General features: G+C 61.0%; 14 protein-coding genes. 7 read left to right on the top strand and 7 right to left on the bottom strand.

All coding sequences use genetic code 11. The features are described from left to right. Positions 1–3: 3 nt before the first annotated feature. Positions 4–1,074: an HlyD family secretion protein gene (locus tag AC1RJ3_RS24865; protein ID WP_347928547.1), complete on the top strand. Its 1,071-nt coding sequence runs from the start codon at positions 4–6 to the stop codon at positions 1,072–1,074. Beyond that, on the top strand, positions 1,071–2,678 hold the full coding sequence (locus AC1RJ3_RS24860) for an efflux transporter outer membrane subunit (RefSeq protein WP_493081040.1): 1,608 nt from the start codon (positions 1,071–1,073) through the stop codon (positions 2,676–2,678). The genes AC1RJ3_RS24865 and AC1RJ3_RS24860 overlap by 4 nt, the downstream gene beginning before the upstream one ends. Before the next feature lie 5 nt (positions 2,679–2,683). Here AC1RJ3_RS24860 and AC1RJ3_RS24855 read toward each other — a convergent pair whose 3' ends face one another. The 5 genes from AC1RJ3_RS24855 to AC1RJ3_RS24835 form a co-directional block, all read right to left on the bottom strand. Then, complete coding sequence (locus AC1RJ3_RS24855) at positions 2,684–3,283, bottom strand: protein phosphatase 2C family protein (RefSeq protein ID WP_493081038.1); 600 nt, start codon at positions 3,281–3,283, stop codon at positions 2,684–2,686. A gap of 86 nt (positions 3,284–3,369) precedes the next feature. Continuing rightward, the gene (locus AC1RJ3_RS24850; protein WP_493081036.1) at positions 3,370–4,071 is read right to left on the bottom strand and encodes a hypothetical protein; all 702 of its coding nucleotides are present in this window, start codon (positions 4,069–4,071) and stop codon (positions 3,370–3,372) included. Beyond that, complete coding sequence (locus AC1RJ3_RS24845) at positions 4,071–4,781, bottom strand: hypothetical protein (RefSeq protein ID WP_493081034.1); 711 nt, start codon at positions 4,779–4,781, stop codon at positions 4,071–4,073. The genes AC1RJ3_RS24850 and AC1RJ3_RS24845 overlap by 1 nt, the downstream gene beginning before the upstream one ends. Before the next feature lie 109 nt (positions 4,782–4,890). Beyond that, positions 4,891–5,607: a DUF3142 domain-containing protein gene (locus AC1RJ3_RS24840; RefSeq protein ID WP_493081032.1), complete on the bottom strand. Its 717-nt coding sequence runs from the start codon at positions 5,605–5,607 to the stop codon at positions 4,891–4,893. 3 nt (positions 5,608–5,610) lie between these two features. After that, entirely contained in the window at positions 5,611–7,779 is a 2,169-nt protein-coding gene (locus AC1RJ3_RS24835) for a PA5441 family protein (RefSeq protein ID WP_493081030.1), read from the bottom strand. A gap of 163 nt (positions 7,780–7,942) precedes the next feature. On the opposite strand from AC1RJ3_RS24835, the gene AC1RJ3_RS24830 reads away from it, so the two are divergent. From AC1RJ3_RS24830 to AC1RJ3_RS24815, 4 genes are read left to right on the top strand one after another with little or no spacing between them, the layout of a single operon-like run. Then, complete coding sequence (locus AC1RJ3_RS24830) at positions 7,943–8,725, top strand: efflux RND transporter periplasmic adaptor subunit (protein ID WP_347928550.1); 783 nt, start codon at positions 7,943–7,945, stop codon at positions 8,723–8,725. Continuing rightward, entirely contained in the window at positions 8,722–10,041 is a 1,320-nt protein-coding gene (locus AC1RJ3_RS24825) for an efflux RND transporter periplasmic adaptor subunit (protein WP_493081028.1), read from the top strand. The genes AC1RJ3_RS24830 and AC1RJ3_RS24825 overlap by 4 nt, the downstream gene beginning before the upstream one ends. Further along, the gene (locus tag AC1RJ3_RS24820; RefSeq protein ID WP_493081026.1) at positions 10,042–12,138 is read left to right on the top strand and encodes an efflux RND transporter periplasmic adaptor subunit; all 2,097 of its coding nucleotides are present in this window, start codon (positions 10,042–10,044) and stop codon (positions 12,136–12,138) included. 16 nt (positions 12,139–12,154) lie between these two features. Then, positions 12,155–12,670, top strand: a complete 516-nt coding sequence (locus AC1RJ3_RS24815) for a GNAT family N-acetyltransferase (protein WP_347928553.1) — start codon at positions 12,155–12,157, stop codon at positions 12,668–12,670. Here AC1RJ3_RS24815 and AC1RJ3_RS24810 read toward each other — a convergent pair. Together AC1RJ3_RS24810 and AC1RJ3_RS24805 are read right to left on the bottom strand one after the other, a co-directional pair. Next, positions 12,663–12,974 (bottom strand): DUF6916 family protein, encoded by a 312-nt coding sequence (locus tag AC1RJ3_RS24810; protein ID WP_054595008.1) that lies wholly within the window; start codon positions 12,972–12,974, stop codon positions 12,663–12,665. The genes AC1RJ3_RS24815 and AC1RJ3_RS24810 overlap by 8 nt on opposite strands. A 52-nt stretch (positions 12,975–13,026) precedes the next feature. Then, complete coding sequence (locus tag AC1RJ3_RS24805; RefSeq protein ID WP_054595009.1) at positions 13,027–13,647, bottom strand: phage tail protein; 621 nt, start codon at positions 13,645–13,647, stop codon at positions 13,027–13,029. A gap of 172 nt (positions 13,648–13,819) precedes the next feature. On the opposite strand from AC1RJ3_RS24805, the gene AC1RJ3_RS24800 reads away from it, so the two are divergent. After that, positions 13,820–15,412, top strand: coding sequence for a glycosyltransferase family 39 protein (locus AC1RJ3_RS24800; RefSeq protein ID WP_493081023.1), 1,593 nt, complete (start codon positions 13,820–13,822; stop codon positions 15,410–15,412). The last annotated feature ends 169 nt before the right edge of the window (positions 15,413–15,581 follow it).

Below are 15,581 nucleotides of genomic sequence, written 5' to 3'. Positions count from 1 at the left end.
TTTATGACGATCCCTATGAAATCCAAATTCACCGGTGCAGCCGTGGCGGTGTTGGCGGCTGGCGTGCTGGTTTACCTGTTGGCGCCGGGCGTGTTCGGCAACAAACCTCAACAGACCACCAACGACGCGTTTATCGCTGCCGACTTCACGCTGGTCGCGCCGCGCGTGGCCGGGTTTATCAAGGAAGTGCTGGTCGAAGACAACCAGCAGGTCAAGGCCGGGCAGTTGCTGGCGCTGATCGATGACCGGGATCTGCGCGCCGCAGCGCAAGCCGCGGATGCCGAAACCCTGGTGGCCAAGGCACAGCTGCAAAATGCTCGGGCAACCCTCGAACGCCAGGCGTCGGTGATCGCTCAGGCGCAGGCCACGGTGGTGGCCGCGAAAGCAGAAATGGCTTTCGCCGAACATGAACTGAACCGCTACAACCACCTTGCCGGAGTCGGCGCCGGCACGGTGCAAAACGCCCAGCAAGCGCGCACCCGCATCGACCAGGCTGGCGCACGACTGGCCAATGCCACCGCAGTGCTGGCGGCAGAACGCAAGCAGGTGGAAATCCTCACGGCCCAGCGTGATGCGGCCGAAGGAGGGTTGAAGCGCGCCCATGCAGCGCTGGAAATGGCCAGTTTCGAGCTGTCCTATACGCGCATCGTGGCGCCGGTGGATGGCATGGTCGGCGAGCGTGCGGTACGGGTCGGCGCCTATGTCACGCCGGGCAGCAAGATTCTCGCCGTGGTGCCGCTGGCGCGAGCGTATGTGGTCGGTAACTTCCAGGAAACCCAACTCTCTGACGTACAGTCTGGGCAAAACGTGGAAGTGCGCGTCGATAGCCTCGGTGGTGAAACCTTGACCGGTCGGGTCGAGAGTGTCGCACCAGCTACCGGCGTGACCTTCGCTGCCGTGAAACCTGACAACGCCACCGGTAACTTCACCAAAGTCGTGCAGCGAATTCCGGTGAAGATCGTCCTCGATCCCGGCCAACCGCTGGCAGAGCGTTTGCGGGTGGGGATGTCGGTGGAAGCGAGTATCGACACCGTCGGACCAAAGGCCAGTGCGCGTGAGGTAACCCAGCGATGAGCACTGGTAAACACCTATTTCTGTGGCGAGGAGGCTTGCTCCCGTTGGGCCGCGAAGCGTCCCCAAAACCTGCCGCCGCGTTTCCTTTGGTACACCGCGACAGCTTTTTTGCGAGCACTACGCACTCGGGCGGGAGCAAGCTCGCTCGCCACAAAGGCCTTGGCCAGTCAGTGATTGTTGTGCTGGGTTTGTTTTCGCTGGCGGCCTGCACCGTCGGCCCGGACTTTGTGCGACCGCAAGCACCGCAGATCGAAGAATGGTCAAAACCACAAAAAGCCGCTGCCAGCCAAGCGGTGACGGCCGAAATGAACGAACGCTGGTGGGAGGTCTTTCATGACCCGCAGCTGTCGGCGCTCAGCCGCCGTGCATTGACCGGTAATCTCGACCTGCAACTTGCCAGCAGCCGCTTGCAGCAAAGCCGCGCGGCTCGCCAGGTGATCACCGCCGAGCAGTATCCCACCACCGCCGCAACCGGCAGCTACGGACACAAACGCAACAGCGCGCAAGGCTTGATGGACCCGTCCGGCAACAACGGCCGCTCGGCGTTCAACCTCTGGGATGGCGGATTCTCAGCCTCCTGGGAGCTGGATTTCTGGGGGCGTGTGCGGCGCGAAGCCGAAGCCGCCGACGCGACTCTGGAAGTGGCAGAGAATGATCGCCGGGGTGTGCTGCTCTCAGTGTTGGCGGAAACCGCACAGGACTACATTCAACTACGCGGCGTGCAAAGCACCCGGGTTGTCACCGAGCAAAACCTCGAGGTCGCGCGGCACAGCCTGAAGTTGTCGCAGTTGCGTCTGGCCGATGGTGTGGCCACCGATCTGGATGTCGCCGAAGCCGCCGCTCAGGTGGCAAGCATCGAAGCGCGCCTGCCCGCGCTTGAGCAGCGTCAGGTGCAGTTGATCAACGCCTTGAGCCTGTTGATGGGAGAACGGCCGCAAGCGCTGCAAGCCGAGTTGTCGAAGGACGCCCCGGTGCCGCAAACCCCGCGTCAAGTCGCGATCGGCCTGCCGTCGCAACTGGCTGAGCGGCGCCCGGACATTCGCCAGGCCGAGGCTCGACTGCATGCCACCACCGCCAGCATCGGTGTGGCCAAGGGCGATTTTTATCCGCGCATCACACTGTCTGGAAACCTCGGTTCGCAGGCCATGCAATTGAGTGATTTTGGTTCCTGGGGTTCGCGTCAATTCGGCATCGGCCCGCAGTTCAACCTGCCGCTGTTCGATGGTGGTCGCTTGCGCGGTATGCTCAATTTGCGCGAGGCGCAGCAACAGGACGCGGCGCTGGCCTACCAGAAAACCGTGCTGCGGGCCTGGCATGAAATCGACGATCAGTTGACGAGCTTCAACGCCAGCCAGCTACGCCGCGACAGCCTTGCCGAAGCCGTGCGCCAAAACCAGATCGCCCTGCATACCGCGCAACAGCAATACGTCGAAGGCGTGGTCGATTTCGTCAACGTCCTGACCGTACAGGGCGCGCTGCTGGCGACCCAGGAACAACTTGTGGAAAGCTCGATCGGCGTGTCGCTGGCGATGGTGGGGTTGTACAAGGCGCTGGGAGGTGGGTGGGAGTCGGTGTATCCGTTGGCGATGACTGCGCAACGGTGAAACCGTTATTGGCTTACAGGCAGGGATTTTGGTTTGAGTGTCATGAAGGTTAAATCGTCCTCAGGTATGTGATCCTCCAGTTTGCCCTCGATGATGGCTGCCATCTGGGCGTGAGGGCCAAGACCTGCCCAAAAGCCGTCAGTGGCGAGCACCCAAATAGTCTCGGGTTCCATGGCGAATGTCTGAATGGAGGGATCATGAGCCCGGCGATGACTCAGGCACTTGAAGAGTCTCTTGCGTGCAGGGTTCGCGGCGATCTGCTCGTGAGTCAAATCACCTCGCCAGTTGGCATGACAGTGCGGCTCAGTCAGCCATTGCAGAGTCTGCCCATGTAGAACCCCGACACAACAGTCACCCTCGTGAATGGACAGGACGTTGTCACCGGACACGAGCAGAACGAGGTAGCTGACCGAGCTGACGGGATAATCCGGGCAAAGCCGTTTTTTGGCCTGGCCAAGCATGTTCAGCATCGTTTGTTCGGCGTCTTTGATTGAGTGCAGTCTGGAAGCGTCCAGGTTGCGAAAACCGGTTTCCAGAAAATCAATCAGCGCTCTGGCCAGTTCACCGCTAGCGGGTTTGGCCGTACCGTCGACAATTGCATACATGGAGGTGTCTGCATTCGTTGAATAGCCGGTGGCGTCTCGATTCTCGCTTCTGCCCACACCTTGGCGGGTGATGATCGTGTGAGGTCTCAAGTCGACAACACCGGGGTTGTCAGCGTTTGTAGCCGCTGGTAGATCAAATTCTCGCGATCTGGGTCCTGTGCCGTGCTTTGAACGACTGACTGGAAGTCACGATTGCTCATCAGAGCCGTCAATCGCTGCGCGACAAATTGTTGGAGGTCGTTTGGCGCCTGCTTCAGTTCCTGAGCCAGTTCTTCGCGACCATCGAGCAACGCGACAATATCTTCAATGTCGTTAGACATCAGGATGTTTTTGTTTCCGCGGCCCTCGAAAGCCTCAAGTTTCGCCGCAAGAAACCAGGGGGCTGCGAACACCTTGATTCGAGTACCGCTCGGCAGTTCATGATAGAACGCGCTTTTCAGTCCGCCGACAAACCAGGTGTTTGAGAACCCCAGTACCTCTTCTGCAGTGGGCATGAAATCGACTTTCAGAGCGCCGAGCCGAAGTCGACACGTTACATTGTCTTGGCCTGTATTTTTGAACCCGCGAGTTTTGAGCTGCTCTTCAAGGCGGTACCACTCTGGTGTACCGCTCAGATGAATAACAAGATCGACGTCATCTGTGCCTCTTACCGATTCGAGCGTGTATTCGTCAGTGATCAGCAGCACTGTCGTGCAGCCACCAACAAATGCAACCTGCTCTCTGAAGGTATCTCCCAGCGCGTTGGCGACGGCCTCAAGCATGTCTAGCATTACGTCCTTGTTCGACATCAGAGGATCCATTCCCGCAGCATGGAATCAGCGACCTTCGCTTCTCGAGGACCGCCGATTCGAATGGCATCGACCAGTGCCAGGAAGTGATACAGAAGCTCGTCTTTTTTTACGGCTCCCGGCACAGTCTTGAACAACGGCAGGACCTCCTGCCCCTTTTTCTTGCCGTAGGCATCAGGCCAGACAGGAATGAGGTCGCCACCACTGATTACTTTTCCTTCCATGATGGGGGCCGCGAAGGCAGTAGGGATTCCTCGGACGATCGGACCAAGCTTCGCGGGGAAAATGTAACGGATGCTATATTTCACCAGGTCCAGAAATGCTTCTTTCTTTACGACAGGCAGTCCACTTTCCCGATTCGTATGGACCAGTCCGATGTCCTTGCAGCGGTTTAGAGAGTTGGATATTTCGCTTTTCCCCAATCCCAACGCTGCGGCCAAAGCTCTTACGGAGTAACTTTCGGCATTGACGTTTTGTAGCTCCTCGTTGGCATCTTCCCAGCCTTCCCACTCGCGTGTGTTCGAGAGTTCAATCGTCTCAATGGCACCCTGGACGATCTCCCAAAGTTGGCCTGGCTCCAGGGGTTTGCTGAACAGGGAATCTTCCAGCTCGCGTTTGACAATGAATTCGCGCTTTCTGGTCCGTTCGCCTTCAGATCGAAGTTCAAGGCTGATAAGTTTGAAGATCAATACGATATCTTGACTTTTCATAGGGCTTCTTTGCGAGCTGTCCACTGTCCACGAACGGTGGACTATGTTTTGCACGCTTGGATGCCAGGCGTCAAGCGAAGATTGAATATTATAAAGGCTTCTTCGCCTGCTACCGATTCTGCAAAAACACCACATACCCGCGAAACCACTCGTTGTCCTTCAAATACCCCGGCTCCTCCCATTCGCCGCCCTGAATCAGCCCGACCTTGAACGGCAGGCCGAGCCTGTTCAGCCTTGGCAGGTAGGCGGCGTAGTTGGGGATGCTGTGGCGGCCCTGGTAGGTTTGTACTACCACTTCGTCGACCACGCCTTTGAGTTGGCCGATCACCTGCGGATCGGCGTGGCTGCTCCAGTCCATCAGGCCGGTGATGCTCAGGCGATACTGGGCGGGCAGGCGTTGGCGCAGGTCTTTGAGGAAGCTGACGTATTCGTCGAGGTAACGGGTGCGGGCATCGAAGTCGATCTGGATGCCGACCACCGGGTTACCCGCTTGCTGCCAGCGCTGCACCTGCCCCAGCAATTGCTGATAGACCGGCTCCGGCCAGCGTAGCGTGTGGGCGCGGTAGGTCACCCAGACTTCGCCCTGGGTCAGGCGCGGGATAGCGATGCCTTGGGCGATGAAGCGCACGCCGCGTTGTGGCGTGCGGCGTGATTCGCTGATCTGCCCTTGCAGGACGTACAGGGTTTTCGCCTGGGCCAGCACCGGTTGCGTGCTGACCCCGCTCCACAGCCAAAAGGCGTCGTACTCGCCAGCGTCGACGGCCGCAAGGGCCGGGGCGCTGACCAGCAGTGCGAGCAGCGCCAGGCCTTTGAGGAAATCTCTCATGGCTTACCAGTAATACTGCAGCGACTTGCCCCATTGAGTATCGGCAAAACCGCTTTTCAGCTGGCGGAACCAGGCCTTGCGCACAGCGGGTTCGACATCCTTGCCGCCACAGCTGTTATTGCCCGAGGGCGCATAGCAGTTGATGGCGCGGAACAGAGCGTAAGCGCGGTCTTCCTTCGGCGCTTTGGCGTTGTCGATGACCTGGCGATAACCTTCGTGCCGGGCGTAGATCTCGTCTTTGAACGCCGATCCTGTGGCACCGAGTTCGGACTTGTTGGGTTTGGCTTCCAGCGGTGAACTGTCGAGGCCATTGCGCAGGATGAACTCACCCAGGCAGTTCAGGCCTTTGGGGTTCTTGCCGTCCGCCTGAAGGGCCGCGGCAACCTCGGCGATGCTCGGGCAGTGGTAACCCGATTCAGCCTTGTCGCCCTGCCAGCGGAACATCGTCAGCGGTTGGCCGGTGCTGTAGAAATAGCCAATGCTCACACCGAGTTTGTCCGTCGACGGCTCGGCCGGCAGTCGTTTGAAGTCTTCGGCAAACTCGGCGTACTGACTGCGCAGCAACTCTTTGTAGAGCAGCACGAACAGCGCGCTGTTGCGCTCGGTGGCGTCCGCGCCCTGGCTGAATTGCTGACGCAGCAGTGGGGCGTCGGCCACTAGCCGTTGCAGGCGATAACGCACGGCAGGTGTCTTGATCGGTGAGTCGGCGGCGAACACTTTGCCGAGCCGCTGGCTGAGTTCGTAGTTGAAGGCCAGCGCCAGTTCGACCTGCTCGCGCTGCAACGGCTGTTTGACCTTGCCCAGCAACTCCAGCCACAGCGCTTCGGCTTCCGGCCATTTGTGCTGCTCATGCAGGGCAATGCCACGCAGCATCTGTTGGCTGAAGGCCAGGTAATCGAGTTTGTCCGGGACGCTGCCCGGGAGGACGTTCAGTGCCTGCTCGGGATTTTTCTCGAGGTACACCAGCACCGCAGCTTGCAGGTAGTCGTAGAGTGCTGGTTGCTGGGCAAACGAGGCTTTCTGCGCTTGCAGCGTCTTGAGGTTGAAAGGCGTCTGGTAGGTGCCGATGCTCAGCAAGTCTTTGACCGCCAGCAGCAGCGGCGCCTGAATACCGTTATCCGGCTGGGTCAGCAGTTTGCTGTCGACCTCTTCCACCAGTTCCGGCAGGGTTTTGTTGCGCTGGGCGTCAGTGGCCTGGGTGAGTTGCCAGGCGTAGTCATCGGCGAGTTTCTGATCTTCGCCGGCCAGCCAGTGCACGCGGCGGATCAGGCCTTTGGCCGACGCGCTGTACTCGCCCTGTGGATAAGTTTTCAGATAGTTGTCGAAGCCGGTTTCGGCCAATTGCAGGTTCGCGTTATCCACATGTTCGAGCGTCGGCAGGCCCATCTCGTCGAAAGCGTTTTGCTGGGCCGCGTTGAGCGCAATGCGCGCGGCCATGTACAGCGCGGTTTCCTTGAGCCAAGGCTGTTCGCTGTTGTTCAGGCTGGCGAAGGTTTGCGTGGCCTCGGCGAACTGGCCGCCATAGAACTGCGCTGCGCCGCGCAGGTACGTGAGGAAGGCTTTACCCGGTTCCGAGGTGATTGAGGCGGGCAGCAGGCTGTTCAGTTGATCGGCTTCCCAACTGCATGCGGCGAGCATCTGGAGGCGGCTTTGCGCCAGGCTTTGGCGTTCTTCGGCGGGCAATTGAGTGGTTTTCAGCAGTTGCGCGAGGAACGCGGCGGCGCTCTCTTCACTGTTGCTGCGGCAGCGACTGCCTTCGCCTTCGATGAACTGATTGCCGGCAATGGTCGAGGCTTCGTGGCTGATGCCGAGTTGGCGCAGGGGCTCATCGAGCACTGAAACCGGGGCTGATTCAGGGGGAGGTGTAGGTGCAGGAGCTGACGGTGAGTCGAGACGTCCGAGGTCGAACGGCACCGGGCCGTAGCCGGCCTCGCGGTCAAAATCACTCAATGGCGCCGGGTTCAGCGCTAGCGCGCCTTGATCGGAGAGCAGCAAGCGCAAATTGGCGCGGCTGTCGTTGCCAGGGTTGAGGAAAGCCACATTGTTGCAGCGTCCGTCACCGCCGAGCGACAGTTCAGGCGTACAGGCGTCCTGATCGTAGCTGGCGTGGGCCGGGAGTGCGCAGGTTGTGGCAAGTGTCAGAGCGAGGGGCGACAGAAGACCGATACGCATGAATTGTCCTTAATCCGCAAACGCTGAAATCGAGGCCGTGATCATACCGCGCGCTGATCTCGAATTTGCAGTGCCGAGCCGCAATTTCGGGCAGTGATGGCTAATTGCTTGACGCTGGTCGAAGCTGTCTTAGACTCCGACCATCTGTCAGGGAGACATGGCTATGCGGCGTTTTCGTGGTTTGGCGTTAGGTTTGATCGGGCTGGCAGGCGTATCACAGGCGCAAACGCCCGTGCCAGACGATCCGCTCCTGGAAAGCACCAGCACAGGCAGTCATGCCACAACCAGCAGCGAAGCCCGCGGTGTGTTGCGTGCTCGCGATCAAGCGGTGCTTGCCAGTGAACTGCCCGGCAGAATTGTCGAGTTGCCGTTCAGTGAAGGCGAGTCCTTTAAGAAGGGTGACACCCTGGCGCGTTTCGATTGCTCGGCCTTTCAGGCGCAGCTCAACGCCGCACAGGCCGCCAGCCGGGGTGCCGGCGAAGAGTTGGCGCACAACAAACAACTCGCTTCGTTGAACTCGGTTGGGCGTTTTGAAGTGGCGCGAGCCGAAGCCAAACTCAGCGAAACCCAGGCGCAATCTCAGGTGTATCAGGTTCAGGTCAAACGCTGCAGCGTCGTCGCGCCGTTTGACGGCCAGGTCGTCGCACGCAAGGTTCAGCGTTATGAAAGCGTCGCCGCCGGTGCGCCGCTGTTGGACATCGTCGACAACCGTAGCCTGGAAATCCACCTGCTGGTGCCCTCGCGCTGGATGGGCAAACTCAAGCCCGGACAGACCTTCAGCTTCGTTCCCGATGAAACCGGCCAGCCCATCGCCGCCACGGTCAAACGCCTCGGCGCGCGAATCGACGAAGGCAGCCAGACCTTGCTGCTGGTCGCAACGGTGCCCAACGCCAGTGGCTTACTGGCCGGGATGAGCGGCACGGCGCGCTTCGCGGAGCTCAAATGAACGCGCCCGTCACGGGTGGCGCCGAGCAGGTCTTCGCGCGCTTTCTGGAGCTGGAGCGCCAGACTCGCGCCGCGCGCACTGCCGACCAACTGGCTTACAGCCTGGCCAATGACGGTCAATCCTTGTTCGGCTTTCGTCACGCGGCGCTGTTGATCGCCGGCAAGGTGCGGGCGATCACCGGTGTCAGTGCCGTGGAACCGAATGCGCCGTTTGTAGCGTTCGTCGAGCAAGCGGTGGCGCAGTTGTTCAAGCTCGAGCTGGTGAAGCAGGCGCGGGTTATACCGGCCTCTGCGTTAAGCGGCCCGATTCAGGCCGACTGGCAAAGTCTTTCTGCCGCTCAGGTGTTCTGGCTGCCGCTGATTGATCGCCAGGGCCAGGTATTCGGCGGTGTGTGGCTGGCTCGCGATGTACCGTGGAATCCGTCCGAGCAAGTGCTGTTGTCGCAACTCGGTGACACCTACAGTCACGCCTGGCTGGCGCTGCAACCGCGTCAACCGTGGCGCTTGCGCTGGACCCGCAAACGTCAGGTCGCCTTGGCGGCGGTGCTGGTGCTGGGCTTGTTGATTCCGGTACGCCAGTCGGTGCTGGCGCCGGCCGAAGTCGTGCCGCTCGGCGGTCGGGTGGTGGCGGCACCGTTGGATGGGGTAATCGCCGAGTTCCTGGTCAAACCCAACCAAAGCGTGAAGACCGGCGACCTGTTGCTGCGTTTCGAAGGCACCACACTCAAAGCCCAGGCGGATGTCGCCGATCGGGCCTTGGGTGTGGCAGAAGCCGAGCTCAAGGCCAACGCCCAGCGCGCCTTTACCGACGCCGAGTCGAGTTCGAAAATTGATTTGCTGGCCGCACGGGTCGAGCAGAAGCGTGCCGAACGCGATTACGCCCATGAACTGCTCAAACGCAGCGAAGTGCGTGCCGAGCGCGATGGCATTGCGGTGTTCGCCGACGCCGAACGCTGGACCGGCAAACCGGTGCAGACCGGCGAGCGGCTGATGGAAATCGCCGACCCGAGCCAGGCGGAGTTGCGCATCGAACTGGCGGTGGGTGATGCGATTGCACTGGAGTCGGGCGCGCAGGTGGCGCTGTTTCTCGACAGCGATCCGTTGCAACGGCATTCGGCCAGACTCGAACGCTCGGCCTATGAAGCGCAACCGACGGCCGGTGGCCAGTTGGCGTATCGGCTCGATGCCAGTTTCGAGGCCGCGCCGCCGCGTATCGGCTTGCGCGGTACGGCGAAAATCTTCGGCGATCGCGCGCCGCTGGCGCTGTACCTGTTGCGCAAGCCGCTGGCCGGCTTGCGCCAAAGTGTAGGTCTCTAGATGACATTGCCCAGCCTGCGTGCCGATTTACAGTTGCAGATGGCCGCCCCGGCGCTGGACGGATCACCGCGCTGGACCTTGGCCGACCCGCTGCGTGGGCGCTACTTCAAGCTCGGTGCCGCGGCCATGCGCTTGCTGCGTCATTGGTCTTTGGGCGATCCCGAGCAAGTGCTGCGCGCCGCCAATCGCGAACCGGGCTTGCCTCTGGACGTTGCTGAGCTTGAGCAGTTGCTGAGTTTTCTGCGCGCCCACGACCTGATTTCCGCCCTTGACCCGCAACAGCGCGACAGTTATGGCCTCAAGGCCGCGGCACAACGTCAGAGTGTCTGGCAGATCTTGCTGCACCAATACCTGTTCTTCCGGATTCCACTGTGGCGCCCCGACGCTTTCCTCAATCGTGCCTGGCCATGGCTCGCGCGTTTTGGTCCTGGAGCACTGCGTTATGGTTTGCCGCTGACCCTGGGTCTGGGGGTATTTCTGGTATCGCGGGACTGGCAGCGCTTTATCGCGACCTTCCCGCACTTGTTCAGTCTTGGCGGTGCGTTGGCGTTCGGGGTGGCGTTGTTCTTTGCCAAGCTCTGTCATGAGTTCGGCCACGCCTTCATGGCCAAGCGCGCCGGTTGTCGGGTGCAGAGCATGGGGGTGGCGTTCATGGTGCTGCTGCCGATGTTTTACACCGACGTCAGTGACGCCTGGCGGGTCAATGATCGGCGCGCGCGGTTGCTGATCGGCGCGGGCGGGGTGCTCGCCGAGTTGCTGCTGGCGTGTGTCGCCTTGCTCGCCTGGTCGCTGTTGCCGGACGGGCCGGCGCGGACGGCGGCGTTCATGCTCGCCAGCGCGACCTGGCTCACTACGCTTGCGGTCAACCTGAACCCGTTCATGCGCTTCGATGGTTATTTTTTGCTCAGCGACTTCTGGGAAGTGGACAACCTTCAGGGCCGGGCATTTGCCTTGTGTCGTTGGCGATTGCGCGAGGCGCTGTTCGGTTACGGCGCGCCGGCCCCGGAGCCTTGGTCGCCGTCGATGCAGCGGCGTTTGCTGTGGTGGGGATACGGCTCGTGGCTGTGGCGCGCGGTGCTGTTTTTCGGGATTGCGCTGGCGGTGTATCACCTGTTCTTCAAATTGTTGGGGATCTTCCTGATGATGGTCGAGTTGGTGTGGTTCATCTTCCTGCCAATTGCGCGTGAATGGCGCGAATGGTGGAGCCGCCGCGAACAGGCCCATGCACCGCGGGCGTTGCTCAGTGGTTTGGGATTGCTGGCGGTGATTGCCGTGCTGGTGCTGCCATGGCGCAGCGCGGTGGAATTGCCGAGCATGCTCGAGGCTGGCCGGGTCAGTGCCTTGCATGCGCCGGTGGCGGCTCGGGTCAAACAGTTGAATGTCCACGACGGGCAGATCGTCGCCCAGGGCGATGTGTTGATCGAGCTGGAGTCGCCGGACCTGGACTCGCGTCAGGCCATCGCGCGCCGGGAAATCGAGATCCAGCAATTGCAGATGCGCCGTCAGGCCGGACGCAGCGAAACCGCCGCCGATGCCGGTATCGTCGAACAGCGGCTGGCAGAGGCGGTGGCCGAATATCGCGGTTTGGCGGCGCAGCGCGAGCGCCTGCTGCTGCGGGCGCCCCAGGCCGGTCAGGTGCGCGATCTGCTGCCGCAACTGGCTGTTGGCCGCTGGTTGTCACCCAAGGAGACGCTGGCCCGGGTTGTCGAAGAGGGCGCGCGGCTACGCGGTTATCTGGCCGAAGCCGAGCTGTGGCGGGTTGCACCCGGTGCGACGGGACGGTTTATCGCCGAGGACCCGATGCACCCGGCGGTGGCGGTCGAGTTGACTGAAATCGACACCAACGGCGCGGCGGTTGTCGATCAGGAAGCGCTGACCTCCGACCACCACGGGCCGATTGCCGTGCGCCGCGATCAGAGCCAGCGCGCCGAGCCTGTGCAAGCACAATACGCGGTGCGGCTCAAGGTGCTCGACGGCATTGTCACCCCGGTGCAGCCATTGCGCGGCGTGGTGGTGTTGCAGGGTCGCAGTGAATCATTGCTGGGCACCGCCTGGCGCCGATTGGCGGCGTTGGGCGTGAGGGAGAGTGGTTTTTAGCGCAAGGAGCATCACGATGCTGAACAACAATGCGAATGCCGCAGACGGTCTGGTGGTGCGCCCTTCACGGGCAACCGATGGGCCGTTTCTGGAAAGCCTCTATCATGCGGCGCGCCCCGATCTGCAATGGATCGACGGCGAACGCGAGCTGGTCGAGGAAGTCATCGCCCAGCAGTTTCGGGTGCAGGAGCAGGGCACCGGGGAGCGCTTCCCCAACGCGATGCATTATGTGGTCGAGAAACTCGACACCCCGATTGGCGCCTTGAGCGCCGAGTTTGGCAGCAACGAAATTCGTGTCCTGTACCTGGCGTTCATTCCGTCGGCCCGCGGCAAGGGCTATGGCCGTACGGTGCTGCAAGGCGTGCAAAAAGCCGCCGAACAGGTGCGCTGCCCGGTGAGCACGGTGGTCTGGGCCAGTAACCCCCATGCGCGCCAGCATTATCTGGCGCTGGGGTTTCAGGTCGAGGAGCAAAGTGTCGCGGCTGAACGCCTGGTCTGGTATCCCGGCCAGCCGCAGATTCTGGTCAGTTGAAGGTGATGTAGAAATACGCCCGGCTTGCGTCGCGCCCCAGGGCCAGGGTGCGCGATACGAATATGCCTTCGATGCGGCCCAGCCCAGGCAAGTCGATCGCACAGAGTCCATCGACGAACGAAGTGAGGTCCGGGCTGCTCAAGGTCACGCCAAAAGGCATTCGGCTGCCCTCTGACAAGCGTGCCTTTGGTACGTCTTCTACCAATTCGATGATCACCGACAGTTCGCTGCCATCCTCCAGGTACAGCCTGGTGGGTGTTTCCAATAGCTGTCGAAAATGATCGCTGTTGACCTGTTGCTGCATGGCCTGGCTCCAGAAAAGTAAAGAGCCGGGGCCTTGGGCCCCGGCGGCATGTTCAGTTGCGAGACGGGAAAAGACCGTTGAGGCACATGCTGAAGTTCAGCACCAGGAACGGGTTCATCGTGTCCATGGGCACGCCACCGCCGATGGGCGCTACGGAGACGGCGACGTTGACGGTGCCGCCAACGGAGGTGCTGACACCTTGCAGCGGCACGGGCGCAGTGCCCTGTGCGGTGGAGTAAATATTGGCCGTGCCCGGGCCGCCGCTGGAGGCACCGATAAAGGCATTGGTCGTTGAGGGCACGCTCGCGGGGGTGGCAGCGACACTGGCCAGGTTGACGGTGGTGCTGGCCGTCAGGTTAGGAGTGCCGACGGCGGTCGCCGTGGGTGTGTGAATGGGCAGGTTGCTCACCGTGGCAGAGGTTTTTTCGGCGCCGGAGGCGGTGCCGATCACCCGTGGAGTGAGGTTCAAGCCCAACCCCTGACACAAAGGCAGGCGACCGCGCAGGTCCGGCAGCATGAAGTTTGTCGTGCCGTTGCCGCCGTAATTGGTGCCGAGCAAGGCGAACAGCGCCTGGAACTGGCCGACTTGCATGGTCTGCCCGTTGCACAACGCCCAGCCGCTGGGAGGATAGTTGAAAGCGAAGGTCTGGATGGTTCCGGTAAACACTTCCATGGTTGTTATCCCTGTGTTTTTTGGAGGAGGCCGGCGTGTCTGCCGACCACCGATCAGCGTAGCCGCAAAGACGAATGCCGCTACATTGCGTGCGTGCAGGGAATGGGGCAGCATCCACACCCAATTCGAGGTCCAAGCCTTATAGGGCCTTATCAATCACCCAGGGGGACAGATGGAATACCGAAGAGAAACAGAGCTTGCCGGCAAGCCTGATGCGTGTGCTGCGCGCACTCGGCTGGCGGCCTCGGCGCGTCTGTTTCAATGGCTGACCGATTACGGGATCTGGCCAATTTTGCTGTTGGCGGCGTTCGTGCGGTTTTACGACCTGACAGCCGCGGCGATTTGGGGCGATGAAGGCTCCAGCCTGCTGATGAGCCAGTACGATCTGGCCGGGATCTGGTTCCACGCGGCCCGTGATGTGCATCCACCGCTCTACTTCATGGTGTTGCATGGCTGGATCGAACTGTTTGGCGACAGCATGCTCTCGATTCGCGGCTTGAGTGCGCTGCCGGGGATCGCCACGGTGGCTATGGGCGTCTGGCTGGTACGGTTGATCGCCAACCCGCGGGCGGCGTTGCTGGCCGGGTTGTTGCTGGCGCTATTCCCCTCGGCGGTGCGTTACAGCCAGGAAGTGCGGATGTATTCGCTGCTGGGCGTGTTGCTGCTCGGCGCGACCATTGCACTGGTGTATTGGGTCAAACAGCCCCAGCGTGCACGGTATCTGGTGATCTATGCAGTGCTGATGGCCGCCGGGTTTTACACCCACTACTTCACGGCCCTGTGCGTGATTGCCCATTGGTTGTACCTGCTGGTGCTGCGGGTGCAGCCAGGCGAGCGGTTGCGGCACATCAACCGCCCGGGCTGGTGGCTGACCAATGCGGCGATCGTGCTGCTGTTTCTACCGTGGTTCCCGCAGTTGCTGAGCCTGGTTCAGCATATGCCGGAACTCAAGGCCAGCGGCGATGTGGGCTGGGAAGATCCGGTCACTCTTAGCTCTTTGCCGTCCATGGTCTGGACCTTCATGATCCAGAGCGATGATGACTTCCTGCCCAGGTCGGTGTTTTTCGCACTGCCGGTGCTGTTGCTGGGTGTGATCGTGCTGACGGTACTGCGTGATCGTAGCGTCTACCGTTGGAGCGCCTTGCTGGCGATTTACGCGGTGGTGCCGCTGGTGCTGGTTTTCCTGGTGTCGTTCATTTCGCCGGTGTTTATCGAGCGCTACGTGACGGCCTACGCGCTGGGGCTGCCATTGATCATGGCCCTGAGCGTCGATGGCCTGAAAAAAGGAGCTCGGGTGCTGGCCCTGGCATTTCTCGTGCTGTTTATCGGTATTGAAGGGGTGGGCCTGAAAAACAACGCGACGGTCGATCCAAATGACCAGCTCAATGTGACAGTGGAGTTCATCAATCAGCATTACGAGCCGGGTGATCAGGTCGTCATCAGCGATCTGCTCTGGTACATGCCGTACGTCTACTACGATCGCACCGTCGTCCAGCCGCGGCTCTTTACTCCGCCCCTGGCCAATGGCACGTCCAGTCGCCCGAATGCCTACGGTTTCGGTACGCTGGTAGAGGAAGCCGCCGACAAGATTTACCTCGATCGGCTCACCGATCTGCCGCCCGAAACGCACCGTGTGTGGTTGTTCAGCACCGCTGACCAACCTGATGAGTTCGCACCGTTGCCCGCCGACTGGCAGAAGATCAGCGAAAAAGTCGCCGGCAATGCGCGGGCGCGGTTGTTTGTCATCAACAGCCCCAAAAAATAACCTGTAAATCCGTAGGAGCAAGGCTTGCCCGCGATGAACGATGACGCGGTATGTCTTAAGTATCGCGGCGCACCCATCGCGGGCAAGAGCTAGGCGCCCCCCCGCTCCTACAGAAGCGCGTTACAGCTGAAGACCGTACTTGATCAGCTTAAACGTTTCACTCTGTCCG

Source organism: Pseudomonas sp. GW822-FHT04C11 (assembly GCF_058800905.1).
The sequence above is the reverse complement of the archived record's forward strand: the minus strand, read 5'-3'. Positions and strand labels throughout refer to the sequence as shown.

Excerpts from the sequence above, each read along its gene's own strand:
- AC1RJ3_RS24865 (WP_347928547.1), top strand. The coding sequence starts at position 4 with ATGACGATCCCTATGAAATCCAAATTCACCGGTGCAGCCGTGGCGGTG.
- AC1RJ3_RS24860 (WP_493081040.1), top strand. The coding sequence starts at position 1,071 with ATGAGCACTGGTAAACACCTATTTCTGTGGCGAGGAGGCTTGCTCCCG.
- AC1RJ3_RS24855 (WP_493081038.1), bottom strand. The coding sequence starts at position 3,283 with ATGTATGCAATTGTCGACGGTACGGCCAAACCCGCTAGCGGTGAACTG.
- AC1RJ3_RS24850 (WP_493081036.1), bottom strand. The coding sequence starts at position 4,071 with ATGTCGAACAAGGACGTAATGCTAGACATGCTTGAGGCCGTCGCCAAC.
- AC1RJ3_RS24845 (WP_493081034.1), bottom strand. The coding sequence starts at position 4,781 with ATGAAAAGTCAAGATATCGTATTGATCTTCAAACTTATCAGCCTTGAA.
- AC1RJ3_RS24840 (WP_493081032.1), bottom strand. The coding sequence starts at position 5,607 with ATGAGAGATTTCCTCAAAGGCCTGGCGCTGCTCGCACTGCTGGTCAGC.
- AC1RJ3_RS24835 (WP_493081030.1), bottom strand. The coding sequence starts at position 7,779 with ATGCGTATCGGTCTTCTGTCGCCCCTCGCTCTGACACTTGCCACAACC.
- AC1RJ3_RS24830 (WP_347928550.1), top strand. The coding sequence starts at position 7,943 with ATGCGGCGTTTTCGTGGTTTGGCGTTAGGTTTGATCGGGCTGGCAGGC.
- AC1RJ3_RS24825 (WP_493081028.1), top strand. The coding sequence starts at position 8,722 with ATGAACGCGCCCGTCACGGGTGGCGCCGAGCAGGTCTTCGCGCGCTTT.
- AC1RJ3_RS24820 (WP_493081026.1), top strand. The coding sequence starts at position 10,042 with ATGACATTGCCCAGCCTGCGTGCCGATTTACAGTTGCAGATGGCCGCC.
- AC1RJ3_RS24815 (WP_347928553.1), top strand. The coding sequence starts at position 12,155 with ATGCTGAACAACAATGCGAATGCCGCAGACGGTCTGGTGGTGCGCCCT.
- AC1RJ3_RS24810 (WP_054595008.1), bottom strand. The coding sequence starts at position 12,974 with ATGCAGCAACAGGTCAACAGCGATCATTTTCGACAGCTATTGGAAACA.
- AC1RJ3_RS24805 (WP_054595009.1), bottom strand. The coding sequence starts at position 13,647 with ATGGAAGTGTTTACCGGAACCATCCAGACCTTCGCTTTCAACTATCCT.
- AC1RJ3_RS24800 (WP_493081023.1), top strand. The coding sequence starts at position 13,820 with ATGGAATACCGAAGAGAAACAGAGCTTGCCGGCAAGCCTGATGCGTGT.